Annotated in this window: 25 protein-coding genes; 7 read left to right on the top strand and 18 right to left on the bottom strand. The window is 58.2% G+C overall.

The window, feature by feature from the left end; translation table 11 throughout:
- Positions 1-110 (top strand): hypothetical protein (locus V7Q49_RS09290; protein WP_333850517.1); only part of this gene is annotated, 110 nt, incomplete at its 5' end.
- Between the two features lie 95 nt (positions 111-205).
- Complete coding sequence (gene dinG / locus V7Q49_RS09285) at positions 206-2383, top strand: ATP-dependent DNA helicase DinG (RefSeq protein ID WP_333850456.1); 2178 nt, start codon at positions 206-208, stop codon at positions 2381-2383.
- On the opposite strand, the gene V7Q49_RS09280 is transcribed toward dinG, so the two are convergent.
- Genes V7Q49_RS09280 through V7Q49_RS09260 form a run of 5 tightly spaced genes read right to left on the bottom strand, consistent with a single transcriptional unit; the run spans position 2370 to position 7708 of the window.
- The gene (locus V7Q49_RS09280) at positions 2370-2870 is read right to left on the bottom strand and encodes a fimbrial protein (RefSeq protein ID WP_333850455.1); all 501 of its coding nucleotides are present in this window, start codon (positions 2868-2870) and stop codon (positions 2370-2372) included. The genes dinG and V7Q49_RS09280 overlap by 14 nt on opposite strands.
- Before the next feature lie 8 nt (positions 2871-2878).
- Positions 2879-3868, bottom strand: coding sequence for a fimbrial protein (locus V7Q49_RS09275; protein WP_333850454.1), 990 nt, complete (start codon positions 3866-3868; stop codon positions 2879-2881).
- A 16-nt stretch (positions 3869-3884) separates the two neighbouring features.
- Positions 3885-6425, bottom strand: a complete 2541-nt coding sequence (locus V7Q49_RS09270; RefSeq protein WP_333850453.1) for a fimbria/pilus outer membrane usher protein — start codon at positions 6423-6425, stop codon at positions 3885-3887.
- Positions 6426-6438: 13 nt separating this feature from the next.
- A complete protein-coding gene (locus tag V7Q49_RS09265) occupies positions 6439-7113 on the bottom strand; it encodes a fimbrial biogenesis chaperone (protein ID WP_333850452.1) in 675 nt (224 codons plus the stop codon).
- Between the two features lie 58 nt (positions 7114-7171).
- Complete coding sequence (locus V7Q49_RS09260; protein WP_333850451.1) at positions 7172-7708, bottom strand: fimbrial protein; 537 nt, start codon at positions 7706-7708, stop codon at positions 7172-7174.
- 279 nt (positions 7709-7987) lie between these two features.
- Here V7Q49_RS09260 and ybiB point away from each other — a divergent pair, with 279 nt between their 5' ends.
- Positions 7988-8953, top strand: a complete 966-nt coding sequence (gene ybiB / locus V7Q49_RS09255; RefSeq protein ID WP_333850450.1) for a DNA-binding protein YbiB — start codon at positions 7988-7990, stop codon at positions 8951-8953.
- Between the two features lie 112 nt (positions 8954-9065).
- On the opposite strand, the gene ybiJ is transcribed toward ybiB, so the two are convergent.
- The 5 genes from ybiJ to mcbA all read right to left on the bottom strand — a co-directional run bounded on the left by ybiJ (position 9066) and on the right by mcbA (position 13491).
- Positions 9066-9326, bottom strand: coding sequence for a DUF1471 family protein YbiJ (gene ybiJ, locus V7Q49_RS09250; RefSeq protein ID WP_103178785.1), 261 nt, complete (start codon positions 9324-9326; stop codon positions 9066-9068).
- 285 nt (positions 9327-9611) lie between these two features.
- Positions 9612-9878: a DksA/TraR family C4-type zinc finger protein gene (locus V7Q49_RS09245; protein WP_106992444.1), complete on the bottom strand. Its 267-nt coding sequence runs from the start codon at positions 9876-9878 to the stop codon at positions 9612-9614.
- A 73-nt stretch (positions 9879-9951) separates the two neighbouring features.
- Entirely contained in the window at positions 9952-10629 is a 678-nt protein-coding gene (gene ybiX / locus V7Q49_RS09240; RefSeq protein WP_333850449.1) for a PKHD-type hydroxylase YbiX, read from the bottom strand.
- 41 nt (positions 10630-10670) lie between these two features.
- Positions 10671-12956: a catecholate siderophore receptor Fiu gene (locus tag V7Q49_RS09235; protein WP_333850448.1), complete on the bottom strand. Its 2286-nt coding sequence runs from the start codon at positions 12954-12956 to the stop codon at positions 10671-10673.
- A gap of 274 nt (positions 12957-13230) precedes the next feature.
- On the bottom strand, positions 13231-13491 hold the full coding sequence (mcbA, locus tag V7Q49_RS09230; protein ID WP_333850447.1) for a DUF1471 family periplasmic protein McbA: 261 nt from the start codon (positions 13489-13491) through the stop codon (positions 13231-13233).
- Positions 13492-13733: 242 nt separating this feature from the next.
- Between mcbA and rlmF the strand changes: the two genes are divergently transcribed.
- A complete protein-coding gene (gene rlmF / locus V7Q49_RS09225) occupies positions 13734-14648 on the top strand; it encodes a 23S rRNA (adenine(1618)-N(6))-methyltransferase RlmF (protein ID WP_333850446.1) in 915 nt (304 codons plus the stop codon).
- An 8-nt stretch (positions 14649-14656) separates the two neighbouring features.
- On the opposite strand, the gene ybiO is transcribed toward rlmF, so the two are convergent.
- From ybiO to rhtA, 6 genes are all read right to left on the bottom strand, one after another.
- Positions 14657-16870: a mechanosensitive channel protein gene (ybiO, locus tag V7Q49_RS09220; RefSeq protein ID WP_333850445.1), complete on the bottom strand. Its 2214-nt coding sequence runs from the start codon at positions 16868-16870 to the stop codon at positions 14657-14659.
- 334 nt (positions 16871-17204) lie between these two features.
- Positions 17205-17927: a glutamine ABC transporter ATP-binding protein GlnQ gene (gene glnQ, locus V7Q49_RS09215; RefSeq protein ID WP_333850444.1), complete on the bottom strand. Its 723-nt coding sequence runs from the start codon at positions 17925-17927 to the stop codon at positions 17205-17207.
- Complete coding sequence (gene glnP, locus V7Q49_RS09210) at positions 17924-18583, bottom strand: glutamine ABC transporter permease GlnP (protein ID WP_039029408.1); 660 nt, start codon at positions 18581-18583, stop codon at positions 17924-17926. Before glnP ends, glnQ begins: the two co-directional genes overlap by 4 nt.
- Before the next feature lie 117 nt (positions 18584-18700).
- Positions 18701-19447, bottom strand: coding sequence for a glutamine ABC transporter substrate-binding protein GlnH (glnH, locus tag V7Q49_RS09205; RefSeq protein WP_333850443.1), 747 nt, complete (start codon positions 19445-19447; stop codon positions 18701-18703).
- A 361-nt stretch (positions 19448-19808) separates the two neighbouring features.
- Complete coding sequence (gene dps, locus V7Q49_RS09200) at positions 19809-20312, bottom strand: DNA starvation/stationary phase protection protein Dps (protein WP_142488788.1); 504 nt, start codon at positions 20310-20312, stop codon at positions 19809-19811.
- 280 nt (positions 20313-20592) lie between these two features.
- Positions 20593-21480, bottom strand: coding sequence for a threonine/homoserine exporter RhtA (gene rhtA / locus V7Q49_RS09195; protein ID WP_333850442.1), 888 nt, complete (start codon positions 21478-21480; stop codon positions 20593-20595).
- 355 nt (positions 21481-21835) lie between these two features.
- Here rhtA and ompX point away from each other — a divergent pair, with 355 nt between their 5' ends.
- Entirely contained in the window at positions 21836-22354 is a 519-nt protein-coding gene (gene ompX / locus V7Q49_RS09190; RefSeq protein WP_333850441.1) for an outer membrane protein OmpX, read from the top strand.
- A gap of 110 nt (positions 22355-22464) precedes the next feature.
- Here ompX and V7Q49_RS09185 read toward each other — a convergent pair whose 3' ends face one another.
- Together V7Q49_RS09185 and mntS are read right to left on the bottom strand one after the other, a co-directional pair.
- A complete protein-coding gene (locus V7Q49_RS09185; RefSeq protein WP_333850440.1) occupies positions 22465-24048 on the bottom strand; it encodes a phosphoethanolamine transferase in 1584 nt (527 codons plus the stop codon).
- A 279-nt stretch (positions 24049-24327) separates the two neighbouring features.
- A complete protein-coding gene (gene mntS / locus V7Q49_RS09180) occupies positions 24328-24453 on the bottom strand; it encodes a manganase accumulation protein MntS (protein ID WP_032617180.1) in 126 nt (41 codons plus the stop codon).
- 184 nt (positions 24454-24637) lie between these two features.
- Here mntS and mntR point away from each other — a divergent pair, with 184 nt between their 5' ends.
- On the top strand, positions 24638-25111 hold the full coding sequence (gene mntR / locus V7Q49_RS09175; RefSeq protein WP_333850439.1) for a manganese-binding transcriptional regulator MntR: 474 nt from the start codon (positions 24638-24640) through the stop codon (positions 25109-25111).
- On the top strand, positions 25108-26217 hold the full coding sequence (locus V7Q49_RS09170) for an anion transporter (protein WP_333850438.1): 1110 nt from the start codon (positions 25108-25110) through the stop codon (positions 26215-26217). Before mntR ends, V7Q49_RS09170 begins: the two co-directional genes overlap by 4 nt.
- Positions 26218-26296 lie beyond the last annotated feature (79 nt).

The following is a 26296-nucleotide window of genomic DNA, read 5'->3' as shown; positions in this document are numbered from 1 at the left end:
GCGGCGCGCCGAAAGCGGCCAGCAAGCCACCGCGTCGCGACGGTGACGCCAAACCGGCAGGGGAAGGCCAGCGCCGACGCCGTCCGCGCAAACCTGCCAGCGCGCAGTAATCTGGAAGCCCGGTCGTAAAGCCGGGCTTTTCTTTTGCGGCCCGCTAAAGAAAGTGCCACAATAGTGGCTGTTTATACAGTATTTCAGGTCCATCATGGCTTTAACCGCCGCGCTGAAAGCGCAAATTGCCGCCTGGTATAAGGCGCTACAACAGCAGATCCCCGACTTTATCCCCCGCGCACCGCAACGGCAGATGATTGCCGATGTGGCAAAAACGCTGGCCGGTGACGAGGGCCGACATCTGGCAATTGAAGCCCCGACCGGGGTCGGTAAAACCCTCTCCTACCTGATCCCCGGCATCGCTATCGCCCGGGAAGAACAAAAGACGCTGGTGGTCAGTACCGCCAACGTGGCCCTGCAGGATCAGATCTACAGCAAAGACCTGCCCCTGCTGCGCAAGATTATTCCCGAGCTGCGCTTTACTGCCGCCTTCGGGCGCGGGCGCTACGTCTGTCCGCGCAATCTGGCGGCCCTTGCCAGCAGCGAACCGACCCAGCAGGATCTGCTCGCGTTTCTCGATGACGAGCTGACCCCCAACAACAAGGCCGAGCAGGAGCAGTGCGCGAAGCTGAAGACCGATCTCGACGGCTACAAGTGGGACGGCCTGCGCGATCACACCGATCAGGCCATCAGCGACGACCTGTGGCGCAGGCTCAGCACCGATAAAGCCAGCTGCCTGAACCGCAACTGCCACTACTACCGCGAATGCCCGTTCTTTGTCGCCCGCCGTGAAATTCAGGAGGCCGAAGTGGTGGTCGCCAACCACGCGCTGGTGATGGCGGCAATGGAGAGCGAATCGGTGCTGCCGGACCCGAAACACCTGCTGCTGGTGCTGGATGAAGGCCATCACCTGCCGGACGTCGCCCGCGATGCGCTGGAGATGAGCGCCGAAATCACTGCGCCCTGGTTCCGCCTGCAGCTGGATCTGTTCTGCAAGCTGGTCGCCACCTGCATGGATCAGTTCCGCCCGAAAACCATTCCGCCGCTGGCGGTGCCGGAGCGGCTGAGCGAGCACTGCGAAACTATCTATACCCATATCGCCTCGCTGAACAACATCCTCAATCTCTATCTTCCGCCAGGCCAGGAGGCGGAGCACCGCTTTGAGATGGGCGAGCTGCCGGATGAGATCATGACCCTGTGCCGCGAGCTGGCTCAGCTTATCGAAAAGCTGCGCGGGCTGGCGGAGCTGTTTTTAAACGATCTCAGTGAAAAAACCGGCACCCACGACGTGGTGCGTGTCCACCGGCTGCTGCTGCAGATGAACCGCGCGCTGGGCATGTTCGAGGGGCAGAGCAAGCTGTGGCGGCTGGCGTCAATGGCCCAGGCCTCCGGCGCACCGGTCACCAAGTGGGCGACGCGCGACGTGAAAGAGGGGCAGATACATCTCTTCTTCCACTGCGCGGGCATTCGCGTCAGCGATCAGCTGGAAAAACTGCTCTGGCGCAGCGTCCCGCATGTGGTGGTCACCTCCGCCACGCTGCGCTCGCTGAACAGCTTCTCGCGGTTGCAGGAGATGAGCGGCCTGAAGGAAAAAGCGGGAGATCGCTTTGTGGCCCTCGACTCGCCGTTCAACCACTGCGAGCAGGGCAAGCTGGTGATCCCGCGCATGCAGTATGAGCCGCTGATCGACAACGAAGAGCATCATCTTGCCGAGATGGCGGCCTATTTCCGCGAACAGCTGGAAAGCAAAAAGTATCCCGGCATGCTGGTGCTGTTCGCCAGCGCCCGGGCGATGAATCTGTTTTTAACCTTCGTCACCGACCTGCGCCTGCTCCTGCTGGTGCAGGGCGATCAGCCCCGCTATCGGCTGGTGGAGCTGCACCGTAAACGGATTGATGGCGGGGAGCGCAGCGTGCTGGTGGGGCTGCAGTCTTTCGCAGAAGGGCTGGATCTGAAGGGCGATTACCTGACCCAGGTGCATATTCACAAAATTGCTTTTCCCCCCATCGACAGCCCGGTGGTGCTCACCGAGGGCGAGTGGCTGAAAAGCCTCAACCGCTTCCCGTTTGAGGTGCAGAGCCTGCCGGCGGCGTCGTTCAACCTGATCCAGCAGGTCGGGCGTCTGATCCGTAGCCACAGCTGCTGGGGCGAAGTGGTGATCTACGATAAGCGTCTGCTGACCAAAAATTACGGCAAGCGTTTATTGAACGCCCTGCCGGTCTTTCCCATCGAGCAGCCCGAGGTGCCCGAGGTAAAAAAACGCCCGGCTAAACCTGCTGCCGGGCGTAAAAAAAGCCTCCATGCTAAGAGGCGCGGTCCTACTGGTAAGTGAAGGTAAACTGCACCACGCTGGAAAATTCCCCGGCGCTGACCGGGGTATGCGAGGCGTAATAGCGTGCCGCCATCGGGAAATCGGCGGTGTGGGTGGCCGGGTCGATCACCGCATTGAAGCGCGCCTCCGGTGCCAGAATGATGAAGTCGGTGCGGTCTGCCAGCTCCAGCGCCAGCCCGTTGGCCGTGCCGGTGTTGGCGAACTTGAACGGATGGATCGTGTCACGCTGCCCCTCGACGTTGATCGTCGCCAGGGTCAGGCTTTGCGGGCAGTGCGAGATGGTAATATCAAAATTCTTCCACACCCCGGTATCCCCCACCACCTTAAAATCACTGGCCACCGCCTGGCCGAGATCGACCACCTTGTTCTGGCTGGTGCTGTCCACCTCGCAGGCGGTATCGTAAATATTGCCCTGGATGCTGAGGAGCACGTCGGTGGCGGAGGCGGGCAGGCTGGCCAGCAGCACAAGCAGGGCGACATATTTCATCGGGGATCTCACTGGTATTCAATGTCGATGGTGGCAATGGTATTGGCTTTTCCGGCAGTCGCCTGAGCGTCAGTCTGGTAATACTGCACCTGGAAAGGCAGGTCGAACGGCTGGTTGGGAACGGTCTGGTCACCAAAGGGGATCGGGTAGTCGTAGCGTAGCTCCACCCCCCCGATCATCATTCGCACCCCGACGCCGGTGGCGCTGTCGTTGCCCGGGGTCAGGTTCAGTACATCATTGCCGTCACCGAGCGAAGTGCTGCCGTTGGCGCTGGTGACCCGGGCGGTCATGGTCACCGTGTCGGTACAGGTCGCCGTCAGGTTGAAGGTTTTCCAGTCGCTGGTGCTGCCGATATGGGTAAAGAGGCTGACCGGGAAATCCCCCAGCGTAATGACCAGGCTTTTGGGATCCACCGAGCAGGTGGTAGCCGTCAGCGCCAGGCTGCCGCCGTAGCGCACGGCGTTCAGCTGACCGAGCTGCTCGTCCGGATAAATGCCCAGCGACCAGATGCCGTTGCGCACCGTCGTTGACGCCTGCTCTCCGGTCGTGCTTGCGGTTTTGATCAGCTGCATCGTCAGCGACAGGTTAAAGCTGCCGGAGCCGTCACTGCTGACGTACCCCAGCGGAGTGCTCCGGCTGTCGCAGTGGGCGGCGCGGCCCCGCACCGGCTGGCCGGCGCTGTTCAGCAGTTCAATACCCATCCCCTCAATACCGCTGCGGTAGACCCCCGGCATCCCCGGTACTTCCTCGCCTTCGCCCAGATGGCAGGCGGTGATCGGCTTGCCGCTGTCGGCAGCGTCGCACTTGCCTTTTATCGTATGTGAACGGGCGGAGCCCGGGATGGCATTGCCGACCCCGAGGGTGGCGGGTGCCGTCAGCGTACCCGGCGTCGCCGTCCAGGGCAGATCCGCGGTGGTGCAGGCCGCTTTGGCCTGCGGCATAAACAGAAACAGGGTAGCAAACAGGGCCAGGACACAGCCGTAACGGAAGGGTTTCATCTTTTCCTCGACGCCGTCAGGTGCACTGCGCGGTGACGCTAATCACCGGGTCAGCGGATCGGGACGGCAGTTGATAGTGGGCGGAGCAGTGCGCGCCTGCGCCTTTGCCCCAGCTGACGTTGATATTGCCCCGGGCATGCATCCCGGTCAGGTAGACCTGGCCGCCATCGCCCACGATAAATTCGCCGCTGTCGTGGGCCGGAGCCGCCGTGGCACCAAAGGGTACCGGACGACCGTCGGCCCGGGTGAGGGTCAGCAGCACCCGGTTACCGACCCGGGTATCAAAGCGGGTACGCACAATCGCCCCGCGGGTTGGGGCGATGACTTTGGCCGCCTGGCCGACGTCAGCACCGGCGGGCAGGCTTTCGGTATCCAGCGCCACGGTGTTGTGATGGTAGGGTGTGACGTAGGGCACGATGGCGTAGCCGCGAAAATCGGTTTTGACCCCGGTCTGGTTGTCGATCCTGGTCCCGCTGGCCCCCGGCGCCTCCACCAGCGCGACGGTGTCACCCATCGGCAGGCCGAGGGTGACGCCGTGGGCATGAACAATCATGCTGCCCTGCACGCCGAGGTTGAGCTGGCGCTGCTGGTTATCCTGGGAATAGCCCGCCGTCATTTCGCCGTAGGTGGCTTTGTAATCGCTGTTGAGGTTGGTGCTGTCGCCGGACGCGTGGCTGTGGCCCTGCTGCACCCCCCAGCTGAGGTTATTGTCCGCCAGCGCGGTGCCGCTCAGGCCGATGCTCTGGCTGGTGTCATGCTTGCTGTTGTTGAGGGTGTAGTTGACCCAGGTGTTGCTCATCCAGCGATCCAGCGGAACGGAGACGTTAAAGCCGAAAGTCTGTTCGTTCTCCCGCGAGTCACCGTCCTCCTCATCCTGCACATTTTTGCTCAGGCCATAGTTGATACCGTAGCTGATGCCGTGCCAGCTGCCGTTATAGCCGACGCTCAGCGAGGTCATGCTCTGGTCGCTGTGCCAGTAATTCTCTTTCACCAGGCTTAACGTCATCGAGCCCAGGGCGTCGCCCAGGGACTGATCGAGGGTCGCCTCCTGGCGGTTGCGGCGCTTGTCGGCTGGCGTCCAGTCGGCGTTGTTGGTGTAGGAGTCGAACACATCGGCCATGGTGTCAAACCCGGCGCTGTTGTAGCGATACCCGGCCACCGTAAAGTGGGTGCCGGTGCTGGCGAAATCTTTGCTGTAGCGCACCCGCCAGGCGCGGCCCCGCGTGGTTTTTTGCCCCTGCATCTGCGATTTCGCTGCGGTCATATCCACCGAAAATGCCCCCCAGTCACCGATGTTTTTCCCGGTGCCGAGCGCCAGGGCATCGTAATGCTGGCTGGTCTGGATGCCGCCGTAGGCGGTGATATCGTACGGCAGGCCGTAGATCCCGGTGCCCTGCAGGAACGGGGTTTTCTCCACGCCGTGGTCATAGCTGCGGTAGCGCCCGCCGGTCAGGCTGTATTTGAACCGGCCTTCACGCTGCAAAACCGGCACCGAGGCGTAGGGCACCACGAAGTGCTGCTCGCTACCATCGGACTCTTTGACGGTGACGTTCAGATCGCCGCTGCCGCCGGTAGGGTAGAGATCGTTAATCTCAAACGCCCCGGGGGCGACGTAGTTCTGGTAGATCACGTAGCCGTTCTGGCGCACCACCACCTGAGCATTGCTGTGCGCCACGCCGCGGATGCGCGGGGCGAAGCCTTTCAGGCTGTCCGGCAGCATGTCATCGTCGGAGGCAATCTGCGCTCCGGTAAACGACAGGCTGTCAAACACGTCCGAGGGGCTGGAGCTTTGGCCCAGCGTGACGACGCTGCCCAGCGACAGGATGTTGCGCTGGGCATAGCTGTAGACTGAGGAGAAATCGCGCTGCGTCGTGCGATCGTCGCGGGTCTGACTCCAGGTAGAGTAGTTGCGCAGACGCCAGGCCCCGAGGTTCAGCCCCGGGCTCAGGTTCAGATATTCATTGCGCTGGTGGCCGCCATCATCACTCCGGCTGCGGCTATCCCCGGCGGAGTAGCTGTAGTTCAGCAGAAAGGCGTTGATCCCGTTGTCCATCTCTTCCGGTGCCACATAACCCTGAGGTACCGGGATGATGGCCGCCTGGGGGATACTCAGCAGCAGCTGCTGCTGGCCGGGGCGGAAGGTGGCGCTGGCGGCGGGTAACCCAGAGAGATCGACACAGCCGCCAGCGTTGGTGACGCTGAATTTATCGCTCTGGATACCCAGGCTCTTGAGGGTCTCCACCGGGAGACAGGGTTGCAGGGTGGCCGGTCCGCTGGCCGCCTGTTGCAGGCCAAAGGCAATCTTTCTGTTGGCCACTTTGTTGTTATTCACATAGACGTCCACCTGATAGCTCCCCGGGGCAATGCCCGGGCCCTTCTCATACAGCGAGAGGTCGGTTTTGCCTTGGCCGGGGGTGTCGATATCCAGCAGCGCCGGGTTGAAATAATCCTCCGCCAGCACCTGCTGTACGCCCACGCTCAGCACCGCGCAGCCCAGCGCAATCAGCAGAGCGCGGGCCCGGTTACGGGGGGCTTTGGTGGAGTAGTCCCATGGCATGGCGGTGTCGGGCTTATTGCACAGGCGCAGACCAGGCGTGGCTCACCGCACCATAGTCGTTGATGATTTTCCAGGACACCGTATTTCCGCTGATGCCGCCCGGCACGGCAAAGTGCGCCTCGCTGTCGGGAGCCACCCAGGTAACGTTATCGACTTTTTTGCTGCCCAGGGTGATGGTCTGGAAGTTCATGTAAAACGGCGTCGGATTCGTCACCACCAGGGTATTGCCCTGTTTGTGCCAGCGTAATTTATCCGCCACCTCATCCGGCTTGCCGCGAATCCCGGTCGGGCGGTAGATCAGTTTGATCCGCGTTTTAATGGCGATTTGCAGGGTATTATTGCTCTCGTCGCGCGAGGTAGACGGAATGGATTTGATATTCAGCCAGTAGAGAGATTCGCGATCGGTCGGCAGATTGCCCCCGGTGCGCACCACGCGCAGGATGTTGTCCTGTTTGCCATCGAGGCGAAACAGCGGCGGGGTGATGAGAAACGGCGCGTTATCCCGCGCAGCATCGGTGCGCTCTACCCAGGATTGCACCAGGTAGTCGAGGTTATCCGGGTTGGAAATCCCCAACGACGCTTCTTTTTTATCTCCCTGATAAATTAAACGGGTCCCTTCGATAATCACCCCGGCGTGCGCGGCAGTGGTCATGAGTAACAGGGCGGCGATGAAAACAGATTTACGCATGGCGGGACTCTGAAGAAAGCGGGCGGTGCCTGGCCGCAGAGGGCCAGGCACCGCAGGATTAGTTGTACATGACGGTAAAGGTGGAGACCGCGTTAGCCGGGCCGGCGGTGATGGTGCTGCCGGTCTGGATATAGCGCGCGCCAAATACCAGATCGTTGGTGGTGGTGCCGGACTGCAGGGTATAGCTGGTCGAGGCGGTATACAGGCTCAGCGGGTTTTCTGTTTTATCCAGCAGCTGAATACCGACGCCGGTGGCCGCCCCGGTGCCAGGGGTGACGGCCAGCACGTTGGCGTTAGTGCCGTCCGCAGAGCCACCGAAGGTGATCGCTGCGCTGGTGATGGTTTCCGGGCAATCTTTCAGCTGAATATCAAAACGGGTGGTCGAGGTGGTGGAGCCTGAACCGGTAAAGGCCGTTTGCGAGATTTTGCCGAGGGAAACATCCAGCGGGCTGCTGACGCCGTTGACTACCTGGCAGGCGGAGTCGATGATTTCGCCGGTGAAATTAACTTGCCCCTCGCCGCTGTTCGCAGCCCAGGCAGAAACAGAACAACACAATGCAGTGGCAATAAAGGTGCCGGAGACAATTTTACGCATAATAATTCCTGAGTGAATTCCGGTGGTAATAACATCCGTTGTGATTAATTTTTGAAAAAAAGCGGGGCGACTTTTATTGGGGGCTAATTTACGGAATTAATCGTTGATGGATAACTATTGACCGGGTCGATAGTGATTCCATTAACGGTTGAATTTTTATTTTTGCTGAAATTACAAGGGGATGGTGTTGTTGTCGCCCGACGGCGATAAGAGAAATGTCTGTCCGATGGCACCTTATCAACGCTATAGTGTTAACAAGATGTCACAAGGAGAACGAACGTGGATTATCGCAAAATTATCAAAGAGGTCGGGCGGGGGAAAAACCACGCTCGCGATCTGGATCAGGAGACCGCCCGGGCGCTCTATACCGCGATGCTGAACGGCGATGTGCCGGAGCTGGAGCTGGGCGGTATTCTGATTGCCCTGCGTATTAAAGGCGAAGGCGAAGCCGAAATGCGAGGCTTCTATGAGGCGATGCAGGCACAAACCCTGCGCCTGACGCCACCGGTGGCGAAGCCGATGCCGGTGGTGATCCCGAGCTATAACGGCGCGCGCAAGCAGGCCAACCTCACCCCGCTGCTGGCCATTCTGCTGCACAAGCTGGGGTTCCCGGTGGTGGTACACGGCGTGAGCGAAGATCCTACCCGCGTGCTGACGGAAACCATTTTCACCCTGCTGGGCATCGAGCCGACCCGCCACGGCGGCCAGGCCCAGGCGAAGCTTGACGGTCATCACCCGGTCTATATTCCGGTCAGCACCCTGTGCCCGCCGCTGGAAAAACAGCTGGCGATGCGCTGGCGGATGGGGGTGCGTAACAGCGCCCACACCCTGGCCAAGCTGGCGACCCCCTTTGCGGAAAACGAGGCCCTGCGTCTCTCCAGCGTCTCGCACCCGGAATACGTTGCCCGCGTGGCGACCTTCTTTGCCGATATCGGCGGCCGGGGGCTGTTGATGCACGGCACCGAAGGCGAGGTGTACGCCAACCCGCAGCGCTGCCCGCAGCAAACCCTGATCGATCCGACGGCAGGGACCCGGGTAGTGCTGGAGCGCGGGGAAGAGAACAGCGATGTCTCCCTGCCGCAGGCCAAAGATCCAGAAACCACTGCCCGCTGGATCGAGAGCTGCCTGGCCGGGCGCCAGGCGGTGCCGCACTCCCTGAAGCTGCAGATGGCCTGCTGCCTGCTGGCGACGGGGCAGGTTGAGACGGTCGATGCCGGGCTGGCGCGGGTTAACCAGAGTTTTTAAATAAAAAAAGGCCCGTCCAGCGATGGACGGGCCAAAAACATAACAACAGGGTCAATGAGGGTTGGAGCATCTCGCCAGCGAACTGGCGAGCAGAGCAGAGATAAGGGTCAGGTTATTTGTAGATAACCGCGGTGCCGCTCAGTTTGTTGTTGGTGTTAGCGGAGGTAATGGTGTAACCGGTCGCGCCAGCCGCTTCAGCTTTCGCCGCCAGGCGTGCTTCCAGACCGTCCAGCGTGGTCGCGCCTTCTGCACTCACCACACCGATTTTATTCATGCTGTTTGCCTGAGCAGCGGTCACAGATTCCGCAGCGAAAGCACCGAAAGAGAGAGTAGTCAGGGCAACAGCGGCAACAGCATATTTGATGGTTTTCATGGTTCGTATCTCGCAGGTTATTCTGTTAAGGGGACGTTGTTCCGTCGATGTGATAAGTATCACGCTTTTTTGCGAGAGATAAAATCGAAGAGAATTGACGTCGTCATTCGAAAAATTTGAATGACAAATAAGTTATTGAATATTAATAAATTCAGTGAATGAATTTACCTTTCTTGCCGTTACGCTTTACAGACGAAAGCGCGAGGGCACGTTTTGCCAAACCTGCGCTGAAAAATCGTGCGCAAAGAAGTAACCGCTTGCGTGGCAATGTGGCCGCCAGGCCAGTCATCGCAACTGGCTGTCTTTCGATCCTCTGCGATTATATCCTGCATGTGATGCGTTATGTGAATCTTTCTCCTGCTGACAGGCGATGCACAGCCGGACGCCGGGCACCGCTTTACGCCGCGCTTCGGGGATCGGCTCCCCGCACTCTTCACAGTTTTCCAGGCTCTCGCCCTGCGGGATTTCGCCCCGCGCCCGCGCCACCGCATCTTCAATGGTACTGTTGATCTGCTCATTAACGGCGTCATCATTCGCCCAACCCGAAGCCATAGACCCCTCCTGACAGGAAATTGCGCTGTACCAGTAACTATGGGGTCAAAAAACGTACAATCAAGGCGCAGGGCTAGATTTCAGACCATTCACGCAGCAGGTTATGGTAGAGGTTGAGCAGGGAGAGCACTTCCTCGCTTTCGCCGTGACGAGCGCGCAGGGCCTGGATGTTGCGGTCCAGTTCGAACAGCATGCCGCGCTTTTTATCGTCGCGGATCATCGACTGGATCCACATAAAGGAGGCCACCCGCGTACCCGCGGTTACCGGAGTCACGCAGTGCAGGCTGCTGGAGGGATAAAGCACCAGATCCCCCGCCGGGAGCTTGACACTGTGCTGGCCGTAGGTGTCGTTCACCACCAGCTCGCCGCCCACGTAGCTGTCGGGCTCGCTTAAAAAGAGGGTGGCGGAGAGATCGGTCCGCATCCAGCCGCTTTGCGGGTGACTGCGCACGGCGCCGTCCACGTGAAAGCCGTAGGTCTCCTGCTGCTGATAGCGGTTAAACAGCGGGCTGGAGATCTGGCGCGGCAGGGCGGCGGCAAAAAAGAGCGCGTGCTGATTCACCGCCTGCAACACCGCCGCCTGCAGGGAGGCGTACAGCGGGCTTTGGGTGTCGACCTGCTGGTTGTTTTTGACCTGCGCCCCCTGGTTGCCCACGGTCGCGCGGCCGTCGATCCACGGGGCCTGATCCAGCTGGGCGCGGAACTGCGCCACCTCATCGGCGTTCAGCACGCCCGGAATGTGATACATCATAAAAGGTTCTCCGAAAGGTGGGGCCGAAGCCCCACGCGGGATCAGAAGTGCAGGTTCGCCGTTAACATAAAGGTGCGCGGCTCGCCCGGATGGTAGCGGTAGCCGCTCTTGTTGATGGACGCGACATAGTCTTCATCAAACAGGTTGTAGACGTTGAGCTGCATATCGAGGTTGCGGTTGACGCGATAGCCCAGTTTGGCATCGGCCACCCAGTAGCTTTCGGTGAAGGACGGCGTACCCACCGCACCGTCAGAGCCACGATGCATGCTGCCGATGTAGCGTGCGCCGGCCCCGACGGAGATCGCATCCGTGGCCTGGTACTGGCTCCACAGGGTGAAGGCATGTTCCGGGGTATACGGCAGGGCAGAAGAGCCGTCCTGAGCCATATCGCTGCCGGTGCGCACGCTGGCGCGCTGCTGGGTATATCCGCCGATCACCTGCCAGGCCGGGGTAATGTTTCCCGCCGCTGACAGCTCGTAACCCTCGACGCGTTTCTTGCCGTACTGCGAGTAAGTGCCGTCATCGTTCTGCTCGACTTCGTTTTCGATGTCGGTGCGGAAGATCGCCGCGGTCAGCAGGAGACGTTTATCCAGCACTTCCCACTTGGTGCCCAGCTCGCTGGTTTTGGCCTTCTGCGGTTTGAAGTCCGTGCGGTTGGCGCTGTTGCCGCTGCCGCCCTGAGCCAGAGCAAAGTTATTGCCGCCCGGCGGCTGCTGGGAGATGGCGTAGTTGACGTACACATTGCCGTGCTCGGTCAGATGGTAGAGCGCTCCGGCTTTCCAGTTGACCAGATTGCCCGAGGTGGCCGTATCCACGGTGGTGACCGGGGAGCCTTTCGGCGTGCCGGCCGGGCAGGCCACAGCGCCGCGACCCGTGCCGCCGCAGATGCTGGCGCTGTCATATTCGGTATGGTAGGTATCGAGACGAATGCCGCCGTTGAGCTCGATATCACGGGTGACCTGCAGCGTATCGAAAGCGTAAATCCCGAAGGTATCAGTCTGGCCGTTAGCGTTGGCACCGCTGTTGTTCAAGCCACCGATGTCGATATTGCTGTTCGGGTGATAGATATTCACCGCCGGCGGGGTGATGGCATCCACGCCGTAGTTGGTCTGGGTTTCGCGGGTGAACTCCACCCCGGTGCTGATATCGTGGCCGACGCTGCCGGTATAGAACTTCGTCGTCAGGTTGGTCTGGTTGGTCAGGATCTTGTTGCTGACATCTTTGGTGTTGGCGTTACGCGACCAGGTCCAGGTGTCCACGTTGTTGCGATCGGGCTGGGTGATGTTGGTGGCCCCGCCCATCACGGCGGTCATCAGATAATCTTGCTTCACCCGCGACCAGCGCGTGGTGTTTCGCACGGTGGTGTTGTCGTTGAAGTCGTGTTCAAAGCGCATCGTGGCGGTATCGGAGGTGGAGTCGTCGTAATCGGAATCGGTGCCGTAGAAGTTGCTGGTATCCACCTTGCCGGAGTGATTCAGCGCCGCGGTGCCCGCCGATGGCGCAGAGTAGCCCGGCAGCCCGATGGTCGGAATGCCGCCGTCCGGGGTGTTGTGCTGGGTCACGTGCAGGTAGTTCAGGTACAGACGGTTTTCCGTCCCCAGGCCAAAGGCGAGGGAAGGGGCTACGCCGTAGCGTTCGTTTTTGACGTTATCGCGCCCTTCGTCGTGGGTCTTTTCCCCCATCAGGTTCAGACGAAACGCCGCGGTATCGCCCATCACCTGGTTAATGTCGAGAGTGCCGCGACGCATGTACGCGCTGCCGATGCTGGCGGAGGCATCAATGCCCGAGTCCAGACGCGGCTGTTTGCTGATCATATTGATCGAGCCGCTGGGGGCGCTACGTCCGTAGTCGCTGCCGGAAGGCCCTTTAATCACTTCGACCTGTTCGGTATTAAAGGTGTCGCGCGTGGTGGTGCTGATGTCGCGGATGCCGTCAACGTAAATACTGTTTGAGGTATCCACCCCGCGCATGTACACCGCATCACCGGTGGAGGAGCTGCCGTTTTCACCGGCAAAGAAGGCCCCCACGCCCGGGACGTTTTTCAGGGCGTCGGTGAGGTTGGTGGTGCCCTGATCCTTCAGCACCTGCTCGGAGATCACGGTCATGGTGCGGGTAGTCTCTGCCACCGGACGGCTGAACTTCGCATCGGCAGACTTCTGCGGTGCGTAGAGCGAAGGCGGGGCGGCTTCCACCACCAGGGTGTCGTCAGACTTTTTATCGTTATTATCCGCCGCGATAGCCGTGGCTACCGGTGAGAGACCAATACACAGCCCGGCAAAAAAGGTCAGCGAGCTGAAGCTGTTTGGAACGTTGCGATTTTTATCCATATTGTTTAGCGACTTATAATTTTTAGAATCGAGTTTCCATTACGATGTCAGGCAGGTCTGGGCCTTTTCCTGTGCCACGTGAATTTCCGTAATGAACCTACAAATGATAATAATTGTGATAAACATTATCATTTGGCGTGACGTTTTATCACTCTCGTCAACAAAATGAAATACGTAAATTTACATTGCCTGCTAAAAAACTTCACAAAGTGGAGGTTGGGTGAAAAATGAACTGCACCCCAGAGGATGCAGTATGTCGTGCAGAGAGGGGGGACTACTTGTAGATGGTGGCAGTACCAAACATGTTGTCGTCGCCGCTGGCTGAGTTAACAACGTAGCCTTTGGCACCTTGTTCACGCGCTTTTTCTGCGAGTTTATCCTGCAGATCGTCGAGGTTTCTTGCGCCCGAAACCTGCACGGTTCCGGCTGGCCTCAGTTGACTGGTATCACCATTTGTGAGTGATTCAATCGACCATGCAGCAAACGACGCCCCTGCCAGTGAAGCGGCAGCGAGCATTACCAGGTATTTTTTCATAATCACTTCCTCTGATTGACAACGGGGTGATGCACACTAAGTGTAGAACGGCTCAGAGTGTGATTTAGTGCAAAAAATTGATGATGATCTGCTTATTTTTTGAACGACATTATTTGACAATTTCATGACAAATCAGCGACATACAGGTGGCTGATTTTTCGTGTTTTATTCTCCAGCGCAGAGAAATATTTACCGTTGCGCCCGCAACGGGTATCTTACGCCGCTGTTTACAGGAGAACGCCATGACACCCGAGAAGCCGGGGTTGCACCCACGCAACCGCCACCGCAGCCGTTACGATATGAATGCCCTATGCGAGAGCTGTCCGGCCCTGCGCGAATTTATCACCGAAACCCCAACCGGCGAGCCGACGGTTAACTTTGCCGATCCGCAGGCGGTGAAGACCCTGAACAAGGCGCTGCTGGCCCATTTCTACGGCGTGGCGCAGTGGGATATTCCGGACGGCTACCTCTGCCCTCCGGTGCCAGGACGTGCCGACTATATTCACCATCTCGCCGATCTGCTGGCGGAAGGCAACAACGGGACGGTGCCTGCCCAGGCGACGATCCTCGATATTGGCACCGGTTCTAACCTGATCTACCCGCTGATTGGCGTGCACGAATATGGCTGGCGCTTCACCGGCAGCGAAGTGGATCCGCAGGCCTTTGCCAACGCCAACGCCATTATTAATGGCAACCCCGGTATGGCGCGCGCCATTCGTCTGCGCCGTCAGAAAGAGGCTTCCGCCATTTTTGCCGGGGTGATCCATAAAAACGAACAGTACGATGCCACCCTGTGCAACCCGCCGTTTCACGATTCGGCGGAAGCCGCCCGGGCCGGCAGCGAGCGTAAGCGTCGCAACCTCGGCCAGGCGGCCGATGCCGCGCTGAACTTTGGCGGCCAGCAGCAGGAGCTGTGGTGCGAAGGCGGTGAAGTGGCCTTTATCAAGAAAATGATTGCCGAGAGCGCCCAGTTTGCCCGCCAGGTGAAGTGGTTTACGACTCTGGTCTCGCGCGGCGAAAACCTGCCGCCGCTGTACCGCGCCCTGACGGACGCCGGCGCGGTGAAGGTGGTGAAAAAAGAGATGGCCCAGGGTCAGAAGCAGAGCCGCTTTATCGCCTGGACCTTTATGGATAACGACAAACGTCGCCAGCGCTAACCGCTTTTTTACAGCGTGGGCTCCTGGGTTGAAGAGGGTGCCGGGCCCGGCGAGGGCAGCAGCTGATACATCTGCACCGGCATCCGCACCTGCGCCAGATCGAAATGTTTTTTCACCATGCTGTCGAGGGCAAAACGCACCGTCCACTGCTTTAGCGGCTGGGTGGTGAAGGAGACGCGCAGGGTAAAGGCGGTGCTGGTCAGCCCGACAATCCCGGCAAACGACGGCTCGCCGATAATCAGGCCGCGAATGTCCTCTCTCTCCAGCAGCTCATCCACCGCCGCTTTCAGCGCGGCTTGCGCTTTTTCGGCGTCTTCATGCCTGTCCACATCGTAATTGGCTACCACCGAACCAATACCGCGAACAAAGTTGGCGAAGGTGGTGATCGAAGACCACGGAATAATGTGGTACGCGCCGGTATCCTGCCGCACCCCTACTGAACGAATCGACATCCGCTCCACCGTGCCGGTCAGCGGCCCGATGGTCACCAGATCCCCGGTGTTCATCCCGTTTTCAAACTGAATAAAGATGCCGGTGATGATGTCTTTCACCAGCGTCTGGGAGCCGAAAGAGATGGCCAGCCCCAGCGCCCCGGCACCGGCCAGCAGCGGGGCGATATTCACGCCAATCTCCGACAGCACAATCATGATGGTAATGGTGCTGATCACCACCGCCAGCGCGTTGCGGAACAGCGTCAGCAGCGTGCGGGCGCGGGCGCTGGGCAGCGGACGGCCATGAATATCCGACGCCAGCCGGTTCTCGATCAGGCTCGCCAGGATGGTCCAGCCAATGGCGGAGAAGAACAGGATCAGCGCGATGCGGATCAGAATATCCACCGTCTTTTCACCGGCCCCGTTGTGCAGCCAGTTCCAGAAATCGAATAGTCCCCAGGCGCTGAGCAGCAGCATGATGGCGACGCTGACGGTCAGGAACCGCGCCACCTTCAGCGACATGGAGATCCAGCCGTTAAGCCGCTTTTGCAGCTCCGGGTAACTGCGCTGTACGTGCGGCGACAGGGTAATGGTTTTCGCCAGCCAGCGCGACAGCAGCCCCGACACGAAGGCGGCGATACCGACGATCGCCAGACTGCGGAAGGTTGCCCCCATCATAAATTTGAGGCTGTTTCCCGGATCGAACAGGGAGAAGAAGCAGAGCACGATAAAGTAGGCGCTCGCCAGCCAGTGCCACACCAGCGCGAAGGCGCGAATAAACAGGCTGAAAAAGGCCAGCGAACGGTCGGCAAGATGCAGTAACCCCTCGGTGATGGCGCGTTTGTTGTGAAAAATCAGGTACAGCGCCCAGACGGTGATGCAGAGCATAATCAGCACGTTGGCGAGGGCACCGATCTGCACGTTAACCTGATTGGAGATAATGGGCACCGCTACCAGCAGGCCATAGCCGATCATGCCGCTCAGAATGCTCAACCGGAGCGACCAGTAGTGGGCGGCGCGATCGCTGATATTAAAGGGGCGCAGGTCGGGCACCCGCGGGCAGAATATCAGTCGCAGGATCGCTTTGAAGAACTCAATCAGCGCGAAGGCGTTGAGGAACAGCGTCTGCTGGAAGGCGATGGTAGGGTTGCCGGTATTAAGGTATTCGCTGAGGATCTGGCCAATAAACAGGGTCAGCGCCAGCAGCAGGAGATCGATAATAAAGGCGCTGGCGATGGTCAGCGGCAGGTGGACCCAGCTGCTTTTTTCCCGGTTCTTTCTCCGGGCCCAGCTGCCCATCTTACGGTACAGCGGCCAGGCGCACAGCCTGACCAGCCAGTAGAAGGCAAAGACTAGCCCGGCGAGAAGCAGAAACTGCCGCGCGGCAACGACGAAGGTCTGCGGGTTAAAGGGCTTATGCGGGGAGCCGATCAGGTTGCGGTACAGCTGGGCGAAGCGGGTGGAGAGTGCATCGCCGTAATGACGGCTGATGTCGGTCACGTTCTCCAGCACGGTCTTCTCTTCCTCGATCTCCGGCGGGGTGATTTTGGGCACCGGCTGCTGCGGCGGCGTGGCGGCCACGCTGCGCAGTTGGCCGATCAGCTCCTGGCGCGAGGCATCATTTTCCAGCACGTCCGCCAGCGCGGAATAGGCGGCTTTCTTCTGTTCGACGTCCGGCTCGGCGGCTGGGGTGGTCGTTTCAGGCGTGGTGGCAGCGGGGACGCCCGGCAGGCTGACGGCCTGTGCAGGCAGGCAAAACAGGCTTATCAGAAGCAGCAGGATCCAGGGCACGGTGTCCTCCGGTGACAATATTGTGCAAAGTGATAAGTATAGAAGGCGAACGGGAACGGGGGGTTTTTGGGAAGATTCCTGAGGAACCGTGGAAATCGTAGGCCGGGCAAGCGGCAGCGCCGCCCGGCGACAGCGGCAAAAAAGCCGGGTGGCGGCTACGCCTTACCCGGCCTACAAAGGCAACAGATGCACGAACCGTAGGCCGGGCAAGCGGCAGCGCCGCCCGGCGACAGCGGCAAAAAAGCCGGGTGGCGGCTACGCCTTACCCGGCCTACAAAGGCAGCAGATGCACGAACCGTAGGCCGGGCAAGCGGCAGCGCCGCCCGGCGTTAAATTACGAAACGTGCTGGAGGAAATCCTGTAAACGCTGGCTCGGTGGGCTCTCAATCAACGCCTGCGGATTGCCATCCTCGGCAATACGGCCTTTGTCGATGAAAATCAGACGCGAGGCCACTTTCTCGGCAAAGCCGATTTCGTGGGTCACGATCACCATCGTCATCCCTTCTTCCGCCAGATCCTGCATGACTTTCAGCACTTCGTGGCGCAGCTCCGGGTCGAGGGCCGAGGTCGGCTCATCGAACAGCATCATCTTCGGTTTCACCGCCAGCGCACGGGCAATCGCCACGCGCTGCTGCTGACCACCGGAGAGCTCGGACGGGTAATGGTGCCCGCGCTCTGCCAGGCCAACTTTTGCCAGCAGCTCTTTTGCCAGTTTTTCAGCCGCCGCTTTGTTGGCTCCGCGCACGCGCAGCGGGCCGAACATCACGTTCTCCAGCGCCGTCAGGTGCGGGAACAGATAAAACTGCTGGAACACCATCCCGGCTTCCTGGCGGATCAGACGCTCGTCCACCTTCGGGTCGTTAACCTTCAGGCCATCGACAATCAGATCGCCGCTGGTGATCTCTTCCAGCTTGTTGATGCAGCGCAGCAGGGTGGACTTACCGGAGCCGGACGGCCCGATAATCACCACCACCTCACCGGTCTGGATGGTCAGATCGATATTGTGCAGCACCTGGGTCTGGCCAAAGTGCTTGGATACGTTTTTAAATTCAATCACAGGATTTTCATCCTTCTTTCAAGACGACGCAGAACGAAGCTCAGTGCCAGGGTAATAATCAGATAGACCACTGCAACGGCGCTCCAGATCTCCAGGGCGCGGAAGTTACCGGCAATGATCTCCTGGCCCTGACGGGTCAGTTCAGCGACGCCGATCACAATGAACAGGGAGGTATCTTTAATGCTGATGATCCACTGGTTACCCAGCGGCGGCAGCATACGGCGCAGCGCCAGAGGCAGGATTACGTGGCGGATGGTTTCGCGACGGGAAAGACCCAGCGCCAGACCGGCCTCGCTAAAGCCCTTGTGGATCGACAGCACCGCGCCACGGGTGATCTCAGCGATATAGGCACCGGAGTTGATCATAATGGTGACCACCGCCGCGCTGAACGGGTCAATGCGCAGATCGGTAAAGGCCATCGGCAGGGCGAAGTAGATAAACATCACCTGCACCACAATCGGCGTGCCGCGGATCACTTCGATGAAAACCAGTGCTACGTGGTTGGCTATCCAGCCGCCGTAGGTGCGGGCAAAACCGGCGACGAGGCCGATAATCAACCCGCCAACCAGACCGAGGACCGAAATCCACAGGGTCATTTTGGCGCCTTCAAGCAAGAGAGGAATGGCAGGCCAGATGGCGCTCCAGTCAAACTGCATGATGTATTCCTGTATACCGTGGTGAAAACAAAAAATTAGCCGGGGGGATGGCTAAAATTGTGGCCCGGCAAGCGCAAGCGCCACCGGGCGGTACAGTTCCTGTTTTAACAGGCTGTTTTATTTAGGTTCAGTACCGAACCATTTTTTATAGATTTCGTTGTACGTGCCGTTCTCTTTCAGGGTTTTCAGCGCGCCGTTCACTTTGGTACGCAGCTCGTCGCTGCCTTTCGGGAAGGCGATACCGTATTCCTGCGCTTCCAGCGAGTCACCTACCGCTTTGAACTTGCCGTTGCCCGCAGTTTTGATGAAATAGAGGATGTTTGGCGTGTCGTGCAGCACGGCGTCAGCACGGTTGGTGCCCAGCTCCATGTACGCGTTGTCGATGTTCGGGAACTGGCGCAGATCTTTGGTTTTGATGTTGGCTTTCGCGTAATCAACAGAACCGGTACCGCTCTTCACCGCGACCACTTTACCGTCGAGATCTTTCACGCTTTTCACGTCGTTGTTGTCAGCTTTCACCATCACCAGCAGGCCGCTTTTGTAGTAGCCGTCAGAGAAGTCGATCGCTTTTTTACGTGCGTCAGTGATGGTGATACCGGCCAGCGCCAGGTCTACGTTTTTGGTTTGCAGTGCCGGAACGATGCCGCTGAAGTCCATTGGCTTCAGGGTGTAGTCCAGTTTCAGTTCTTTCGCGACGGCCGCCCACAGATCCACGTCAAAACCAACGTACTGATCGCCCTGTTTGAATTCGAACGGTACGAAGGCGGTGTCGGTGGCGACAATCAGTTTTTTATCAGCAGCGTGAGAAGAAACCGCAAAAGCCAGGGTAAGTGCAGCCAGTGAAACTTTTAATACAGACTTCATAGCATTTCCTTTTATATCCACGGGGCGATCCCCTGCGAGAACGAACGGCTCTATGAAAAAATCGTGCCAACTTTACAACGGGTTGTTTTTAAAGGGTTGGTACGCCTTTCATTGCACAAAAAGTGTAGCAATGTCGACGGATTGCACCATAGTGAAGCACTGTTTTGGTGCAGCTCAACGTCATCACGAGCGGTTATGCTATTAAGCGCAAATATTGATGAGAAAACAATCTTTCGTTAACGATTGTGTGAGGTGATTATTACAAATGCTTTACTTTTGCGGCGGGGAAGGCGAAAAGACTGCACTATAAAAGTGCAAAACCCCCGCCAGAGGCGAGGGTATCAGAGCAAAACGCTATGTGTTACTCGATGTTAGACTCGATGAACCACAGGAACTGATCCAGGTCGCGGGACGCGGCGGTCAGGATATCAGCCGTGTCTTCGTCTTTGGCTTCACCAATCGCTTTACGCACGTCGTTCGCCACAACCGCGTAACGATCCGCCAGCTCTTTCAGGTGATCCTGCACGCTGTGGATGTCCAGCGGGTAGCTTTTCAGCGCCGTTTTGCTGTTGATGACCTGAGTGGTACCCAGCGCCACGCCGCCCAGCTGCACGGCACGTTCAGCCATGGTATCCAGGTGAGTCGTCAGTGCGGTACGGAAGCCATCCAGCATCTCGTGTACAGCAATAAAGTTTGCGCCGCGCATATTCCAGTGGGCCTGTTTGGTAATCAGCGACAGGTCAATAAACTGGATCACCTGGCGATTCAGCAACTCAATCGTCGCTTTCTTATCGCTGTCAGAGACATCGTTACGGGTATACAGCAGATTAGGTGCTTTCGTTTTTACCAGTTTAGCGGTAGGCATAATCTCATTTCCTCTTGATGTTGGCGTCCAAAGTCATTTCCGAAATCAAGTATAGCACCGGCTATAGAAGGCGCGATTGGGTCCTGCCTATTGGTTTAATAGCGAAAGGCGGGTTGTGCTTGTTAAGGTATTGAATATAGAGAGATATTTATATTGTAGGGTAAATTTGTCTTATTTTTCTGTGGACTACAGAGCGGGTAGGGCAATATTTCAAAATAATGACGTTATTGCGAATGGGAATATTTTGCCGGGACGCCGCTCCCCGGCAAAATAACGCCGACTAGCGGATATCCACCTTTTCGACTTTACTCTCCCGGCGCAGGGTGAGCGTCGAACCCATCGACGCGGCAATGATCGAGCAGAGCGCCAGCGTCTGGGTAAAGGTCAGCGTTTCGCCAAGGAACACCATCCCGGACATCGCCGCCAGGGCGGGCTCCATACTCATCAGAGTACCGAAAATGCGGGTCGGCAGGCGCGTCAGGGCAATCATCTCCAGCGAGTAGGGCAGTGCGGTTGAGAGCACCGCCACCGCCAGACCCACCGGCAGAATCGACCACTGCCAGATTGACTCGGTGGCCTGGGCCATCCCCAGCGGCACAAAGACGATGGCGGCGATCAGCGATCCCAGCGCCACGGTGGCCGGGCCGTGCTCTTCCCCGGCACGTTGACCGGTAAGAATATAAACCGCCCAGCAGGCACCCGCCCCCAGAGCCAGCGCTGCGCCGGTGAGGTCGACGTGCGAGACGTCCTGGCCCAGCGGCAGTAAAAACCACAGCCCCAGCACCGCCAGCACTACCCAGACAAAGTCCACCGCACGGCGGGAGGAGAACAGGGCTACCGCCAGCGGGCCGGTAAATTCCAGCGCCACGGCGATCCCCAGCGGCACCGTCTGAATCGACAGGTAGAAGAGATAGTTCATCGCTCCCAGCGACAGCCCGTAAAACAGCAGGGGCAGGCGTTGCTCTTTCTTGAAACGCAACCGCCAGGGTTTAAAGATCACGACCAGGATCAGGGTGCCGAGCGCAATACGCAGCGCCGTTACGCCAGGGGCGCCCACGATCGGGAAGAGCGATTTTGCCAGCGAGGCACCGCTCTGAATCGAGAGCATGGCAATGAGAATGACAACTACGGGCAACCAGACTGGCGCCCTGCGAGACAACCCAGGCATCCTTTCTCCTGTCAATTTTTGTCAAAGGGAGTAAAGAGGGGGAGTGTAAAGGAAATAACGGCGCGCGGTTGAGACTTTGTTGAAAAAAAGTCGTCGCAAATCCGTAAAATAGCCGCATATCACTAGGAGATATCTGTAACAGATTAGGAATCGTCTGGATGAATGTATCGTGACTGACGCGCAAAATCAGCTTTATGAAACACAAATCTGGTGTTTTTTGAATAAGATAGCTGCTGGTGGAAATGTTTAGTTACATGAAAACCCGCGTTAGACATCACGAATCCCAAAGAGTTTCACAATTTTTTTTGATATATTTAAAACTTACGGATTTACTTGAAGCACATTTGAGGTGGTTATGAAAAAAATTGCATGTCTTTCAGCACTGGCAGCTGTTCTGGCTGTTTCCGCAGGTTCCGCTGTCGCAGCGACCTCTACCGTAACTGGCGGTTACGCTCAGAGCGATATGCAGGGCGTGATGAATAAAACCAACGGTTTCAACCTGAAATATCGCTACGAGCAGGACAACAACCCGCTGGGTGTCATCGGTTCCTTCACCTACACTGAGAAAGACCGTTTCGAAGGCGAAGCTTACAATAAAGCTCAGTACTACGGCGTCACCGCAGGTCCAGCTTACCGTCTGAACGACTGGGCAAGCATCTACGGTGTTGTGGGTGTTGGCTACGGTAAATTCCAGCAGACTGAAAACGAAAGCCTGAACCGCACTGCAAGCACCAGCGACTACGGTTTCTCCTATGGCGCAGGTATGCAGTTCAACCCAATCGAAAACGTTGCGCTGGACTTCTCCTATGAGCAGAGCCGAATCCGTAACGTGGACGTTGGCACCTGGATCGCAGGCGTAGGTTACCGCTTCTAATCACTTCGGTGAGCCAGTAAAAAATCCGCCTCAAGGGGCGGATTTTTTTTGTCTTTTTTCCCTCTCCCTGTGGGAGAGGGTCAGGGTGAGGGCATCAGGCCGCACGGTCGTTATCGGCTTTTCGTCTCAAACAGATCCGTCCCCAGATGGTTGTAATCCACTTTCTGTAACTTAAAGTTGGTCACGTACACCGGCGGCGCTTTGTCGTTGGACATAAAGCGGTACTTGCTGGCGATCTCTTTCGCGCCGATCCCCGTCCACTGCGAGAAGAAGCTTAAAAAATCATTCGCAGAACGGCGCGCCTTGACGATGCGATGGGCTTTGTCATCGCTCGACAGCACCATAAACGGCACCTGGAAGTTCTGCTGGAAGGCGTCGTCATGCGCCAGGTACTGCACCTCTTTCCCGCGCTCTTTAAACGCCAGCCCGTGATCGGAGAAATAGACCATCGAGAAGGTCTCGCCCGTATTTTGCAGCTGGGCATAGAGCTTGCTGAGCAGGTCGTCGGTCTGGGTCATGGTGTAGAGATAGCACGAGGTCTCTTTCGACTGCACGAACTCGGTATATTTCCCCTGGGTGCGATCGCAGGCCTGTGGGTGGGAGCCCATCAGGTGCAGGACGATCAGCTGCGGCTGGGTACGATGGCTACTGAAGACCTGTTCGGTCATCTTGAGCAACGCCTCATCCCGGGTGTTTTTATCCGCCTCGAAATCCCCGTTTTTCAGGAAATGCACTTCGTCTGCCCGTTTGGCAATGCTGGCGATGGCGGTATCGTATTCACCAATCTGCCCCTGGTTCGAGAACCACCAGCTCTGGAAGCCCGCGCGGTTGGCGAGGGTGACAAAGTTATCCTGATACTGCGGCTTGTTGTCCACCACCCGGTTGAGCGTCAGCCCGAGCGACTTCTGCGTTGAACCGCTGGCGGCAACGTAGTCGGTAAACAGGGTGCCGTTAACTTTGCTGGCAAACGGGGTGTTATTCCAGTGACCACCGAAGGCCCCCAGCGCGTCGCGGCGGGCGCTTTCCCCTATCACCACCATATAGATGTGATACTTCGGCTTCACCGCCAGCACGTTCCAGGTGTCCTTCATCTGCGACAGCTCGGCCATCCGGGTCTGCTCTTCCACCACTTCCTGGTTGTTCACCACCACATCTTTGACAAAGCGAAACACCGGATAGCCCGTATCTTTCAGCTTGAAGACGCCGCCCCAGGCCAGGTTTTGCACCGGAGCGACGACAAAGGCCACCAGGCTGAACACCAGACACAGGCCGTCGATTTTGCCCCACGTCTTTTTGGGCTGCGGCTTGCGGCGCACGGCGATTACCCCGAGGGCAAAGATAAACAGGCCGACGACGTAGCTGTACCACGGGAAGATGGTCAGGATCTCCGTTGACTCCTCCATGTTGGTGGAGTGCATCGCCAGCAGGGTATTAAAGTTTGGCGCGCCGTAGGCCTGGCCAAAGGGGAAATACATCGCCGCCACCAGGGAGCAGATCCCGAGCAGCCCCTTTTGCAGACGCGGCGCGCTCAGCCAGAGCAGGTGCAGGATACAGGTGAACGCGACGGTATAGAGCAGGCTGAACGAATAGCCGAGGGCGATATTAATCAGCAGCGATTGTAAAAAGTAGAATCCGGTCCACGGGCTTAAGGCCCGGCTGCGGGTAATGAGCGTCTCTTTCAGGGTTAAATTCATAGGTCACTATCGTGAAAACGCCATGTGCTCACCCTGGCGCCAAGGGTCAAAACCTGCCTGAGAATGCGTAGAAGGGGGAGTGAGGTCCGCATCTGCGAGCCGCAAATAGTGCAGGGCTGCAAGAAGATAGAGCCAGTGACGTATAAGGTCAACAGTTATAAAGGGGGTGTTTTGCGAAGGGGATTACATTTCCGCAAAAAAGGTCCGGGCATAGCGTGAAGACGAACAGTATAGAGGGGATAAATGACAAAAAAATGAAGCGGCGTACCGCGACGCCGCTTAGTGGGATGGTTTGTTCTGCTGTGGCTTGCCGTTAATGATGTCGCAAATCATATTCAGCAGCATTAAGCGTACTTTAAAGGGAGAGTGGCTGAACACGCGTATACACCTCTTGAATTCGTTCATTGTTACCTCCTGCGGGTTGATCCCTTCGATCCGTGAAGGGTGACTGCATTACATACAGATATAGCACAGGCTATGTTATATGGCTACGGCTATATCGTTAATTTTTTGTGCTTGTCTGACGATGGTTTACAATGGCCGCTTATCTATTGATACGCTTGATGTGTCCCCCGCTTGAGGAAGCACAATGAACCGCCGTGCAGGTAAACCAACAACAAAAAAAATGACGCAACTGGTCAACGTCGAAGAGCATGTCGAAGGCTTTCGTCAGGTTCGCGAAGCGCATCGTCGCGAGCTGATCGATGATTATGTCGAACTGATCTCCGATCTGATCCGCGAGGTGGGGGAGGCCCGTCAGGTGGATATGGCCGCACGCCTTGGCGTCTCGCAGCCGACGGTGGCAAAAATGCTCAAGCGCCTGGCAACGGTTGGCCTGATCGAAATGATCCCCTGGCGCGGCGTGTTCCTGACCCCGGAAGGGGAGAAGCTGGCGCAGGCCAGCCGCGAGCGCCATCAGATTGTCGAAAACTTCCTGCTGGTGCTGGGCGTCAGCCCCGAGATTGCCCGCCGTGATGCCGAGGGGATGGAACATCACGTCAGCGAAGAGACGCTGAAACAGTTCCAGGCCTTTACGCTTAAATATGGATCCTCCGCGGAATGACCCTGCCAGGCCTGCGGGCGCTGGCCCGCGATCGTTTCTTTCATTTGTTACTGGTGGTTGGGGTCGGGCTCAGTTTTCTGGTGCCCTTTGCACCTGAGCGCTGGCCTGCCGCCATTGACTGGCACACCATCATTACCCTCGCCGGGCTGATGATGCTGACCAAAGGGGTGGAGCAGAGCGGGTATTTCGACGTGCTGGGGCGCAAGATGGTGCGCCGTTTCGCCACCGAGCGGCGGCTGGCGCTGTTTATGGTGCTCTCAGCGGCGCTGCTGTCGACCTTTCTTACCAATGATGTGGCGCTGTTTATCGTGGTGCCGCTCACCCTCACCCTGCGCAAGCTGTGCGAAATCCCGGTCAACCGGCTGATCATCTTTGAAGCCCTGGCGGTCAACGCCGGGTCGCTGCTGACGCCGATCGGCAACCCGCAAAACATCCTGCTGTGGGGGCGATCCGGGCTGTCGTTTGCCGCTTTTACCTGGCAGATGGCTCCCCTGGCGCTGGTGATGGTGCTGACCCTGATGGCCCTGTGCTGGTTTGCCTTCCCGGCCGCGCCGCTGCGCTATCACAGCGGCAGCGCGGCGGTACAGTCGAAACCGCGGCTGGCATGGAGCTGTCTGGCGCTTTATCTGGTGTTTCTGGTGGCCCTCGATCTGAAGCAGGAGCTGTGGGGCGTGCTGCTGGTAGCGGGGGGCTTCCTGTTGCTGGCCCACCGGGTGCTGATCAGCGTTGACTGGACGCTGCTGCTGGTGTTTATGGCGATGTTTATCGATGTACATCTGCTGATTCAGGTTCCGGCGTTGCAGGGCGTGCTGCAAAACGTCACCCATCTGTCGCAGCCGGGGCTCTGGCTGACGGCCATCGGGCTGTCGCAGTTTATTAGCAATGTGCCCTCAACCATTTTACTCCTCAACTACGTCCCGCCGACGGCGCTGCTGGCGTGGGCGGTGAATGTCGGGGGCTTTGGCCTGCTGCCAGGATCCCTCGCGAACCTCATCGCCCTGCGGATGGCAAACGACCGCCGGATCTGGTGGCGCTTCCACCTCTGGTCCCTGCCGATGCTGGCCTGGGCGGGGCTGGTCGGATTCGGATTATTCCTTCTCATATAGTGCCAAATTTGTCAGGTTTTCCTGGCAAATGTATAGCAACGTCCTAACTTTAGTGAGCGGCATAAATTGTGATGCCGTT

The sequence above is a fragment of the Leclercia sp. genome, from assembly GCF_036780805.1.
In the GTDB taxonomy this organism is placed as follows: Bacteria; Pseudomonadota; Gammaproteobacteria; order Enterobacterales; family Enterobacteriaceae; genus Enterobacter.
Note: the sequence above shows the minus strand (reverse complement) of the source record. Positions and strands in the feature narration are given on the sequence as shown.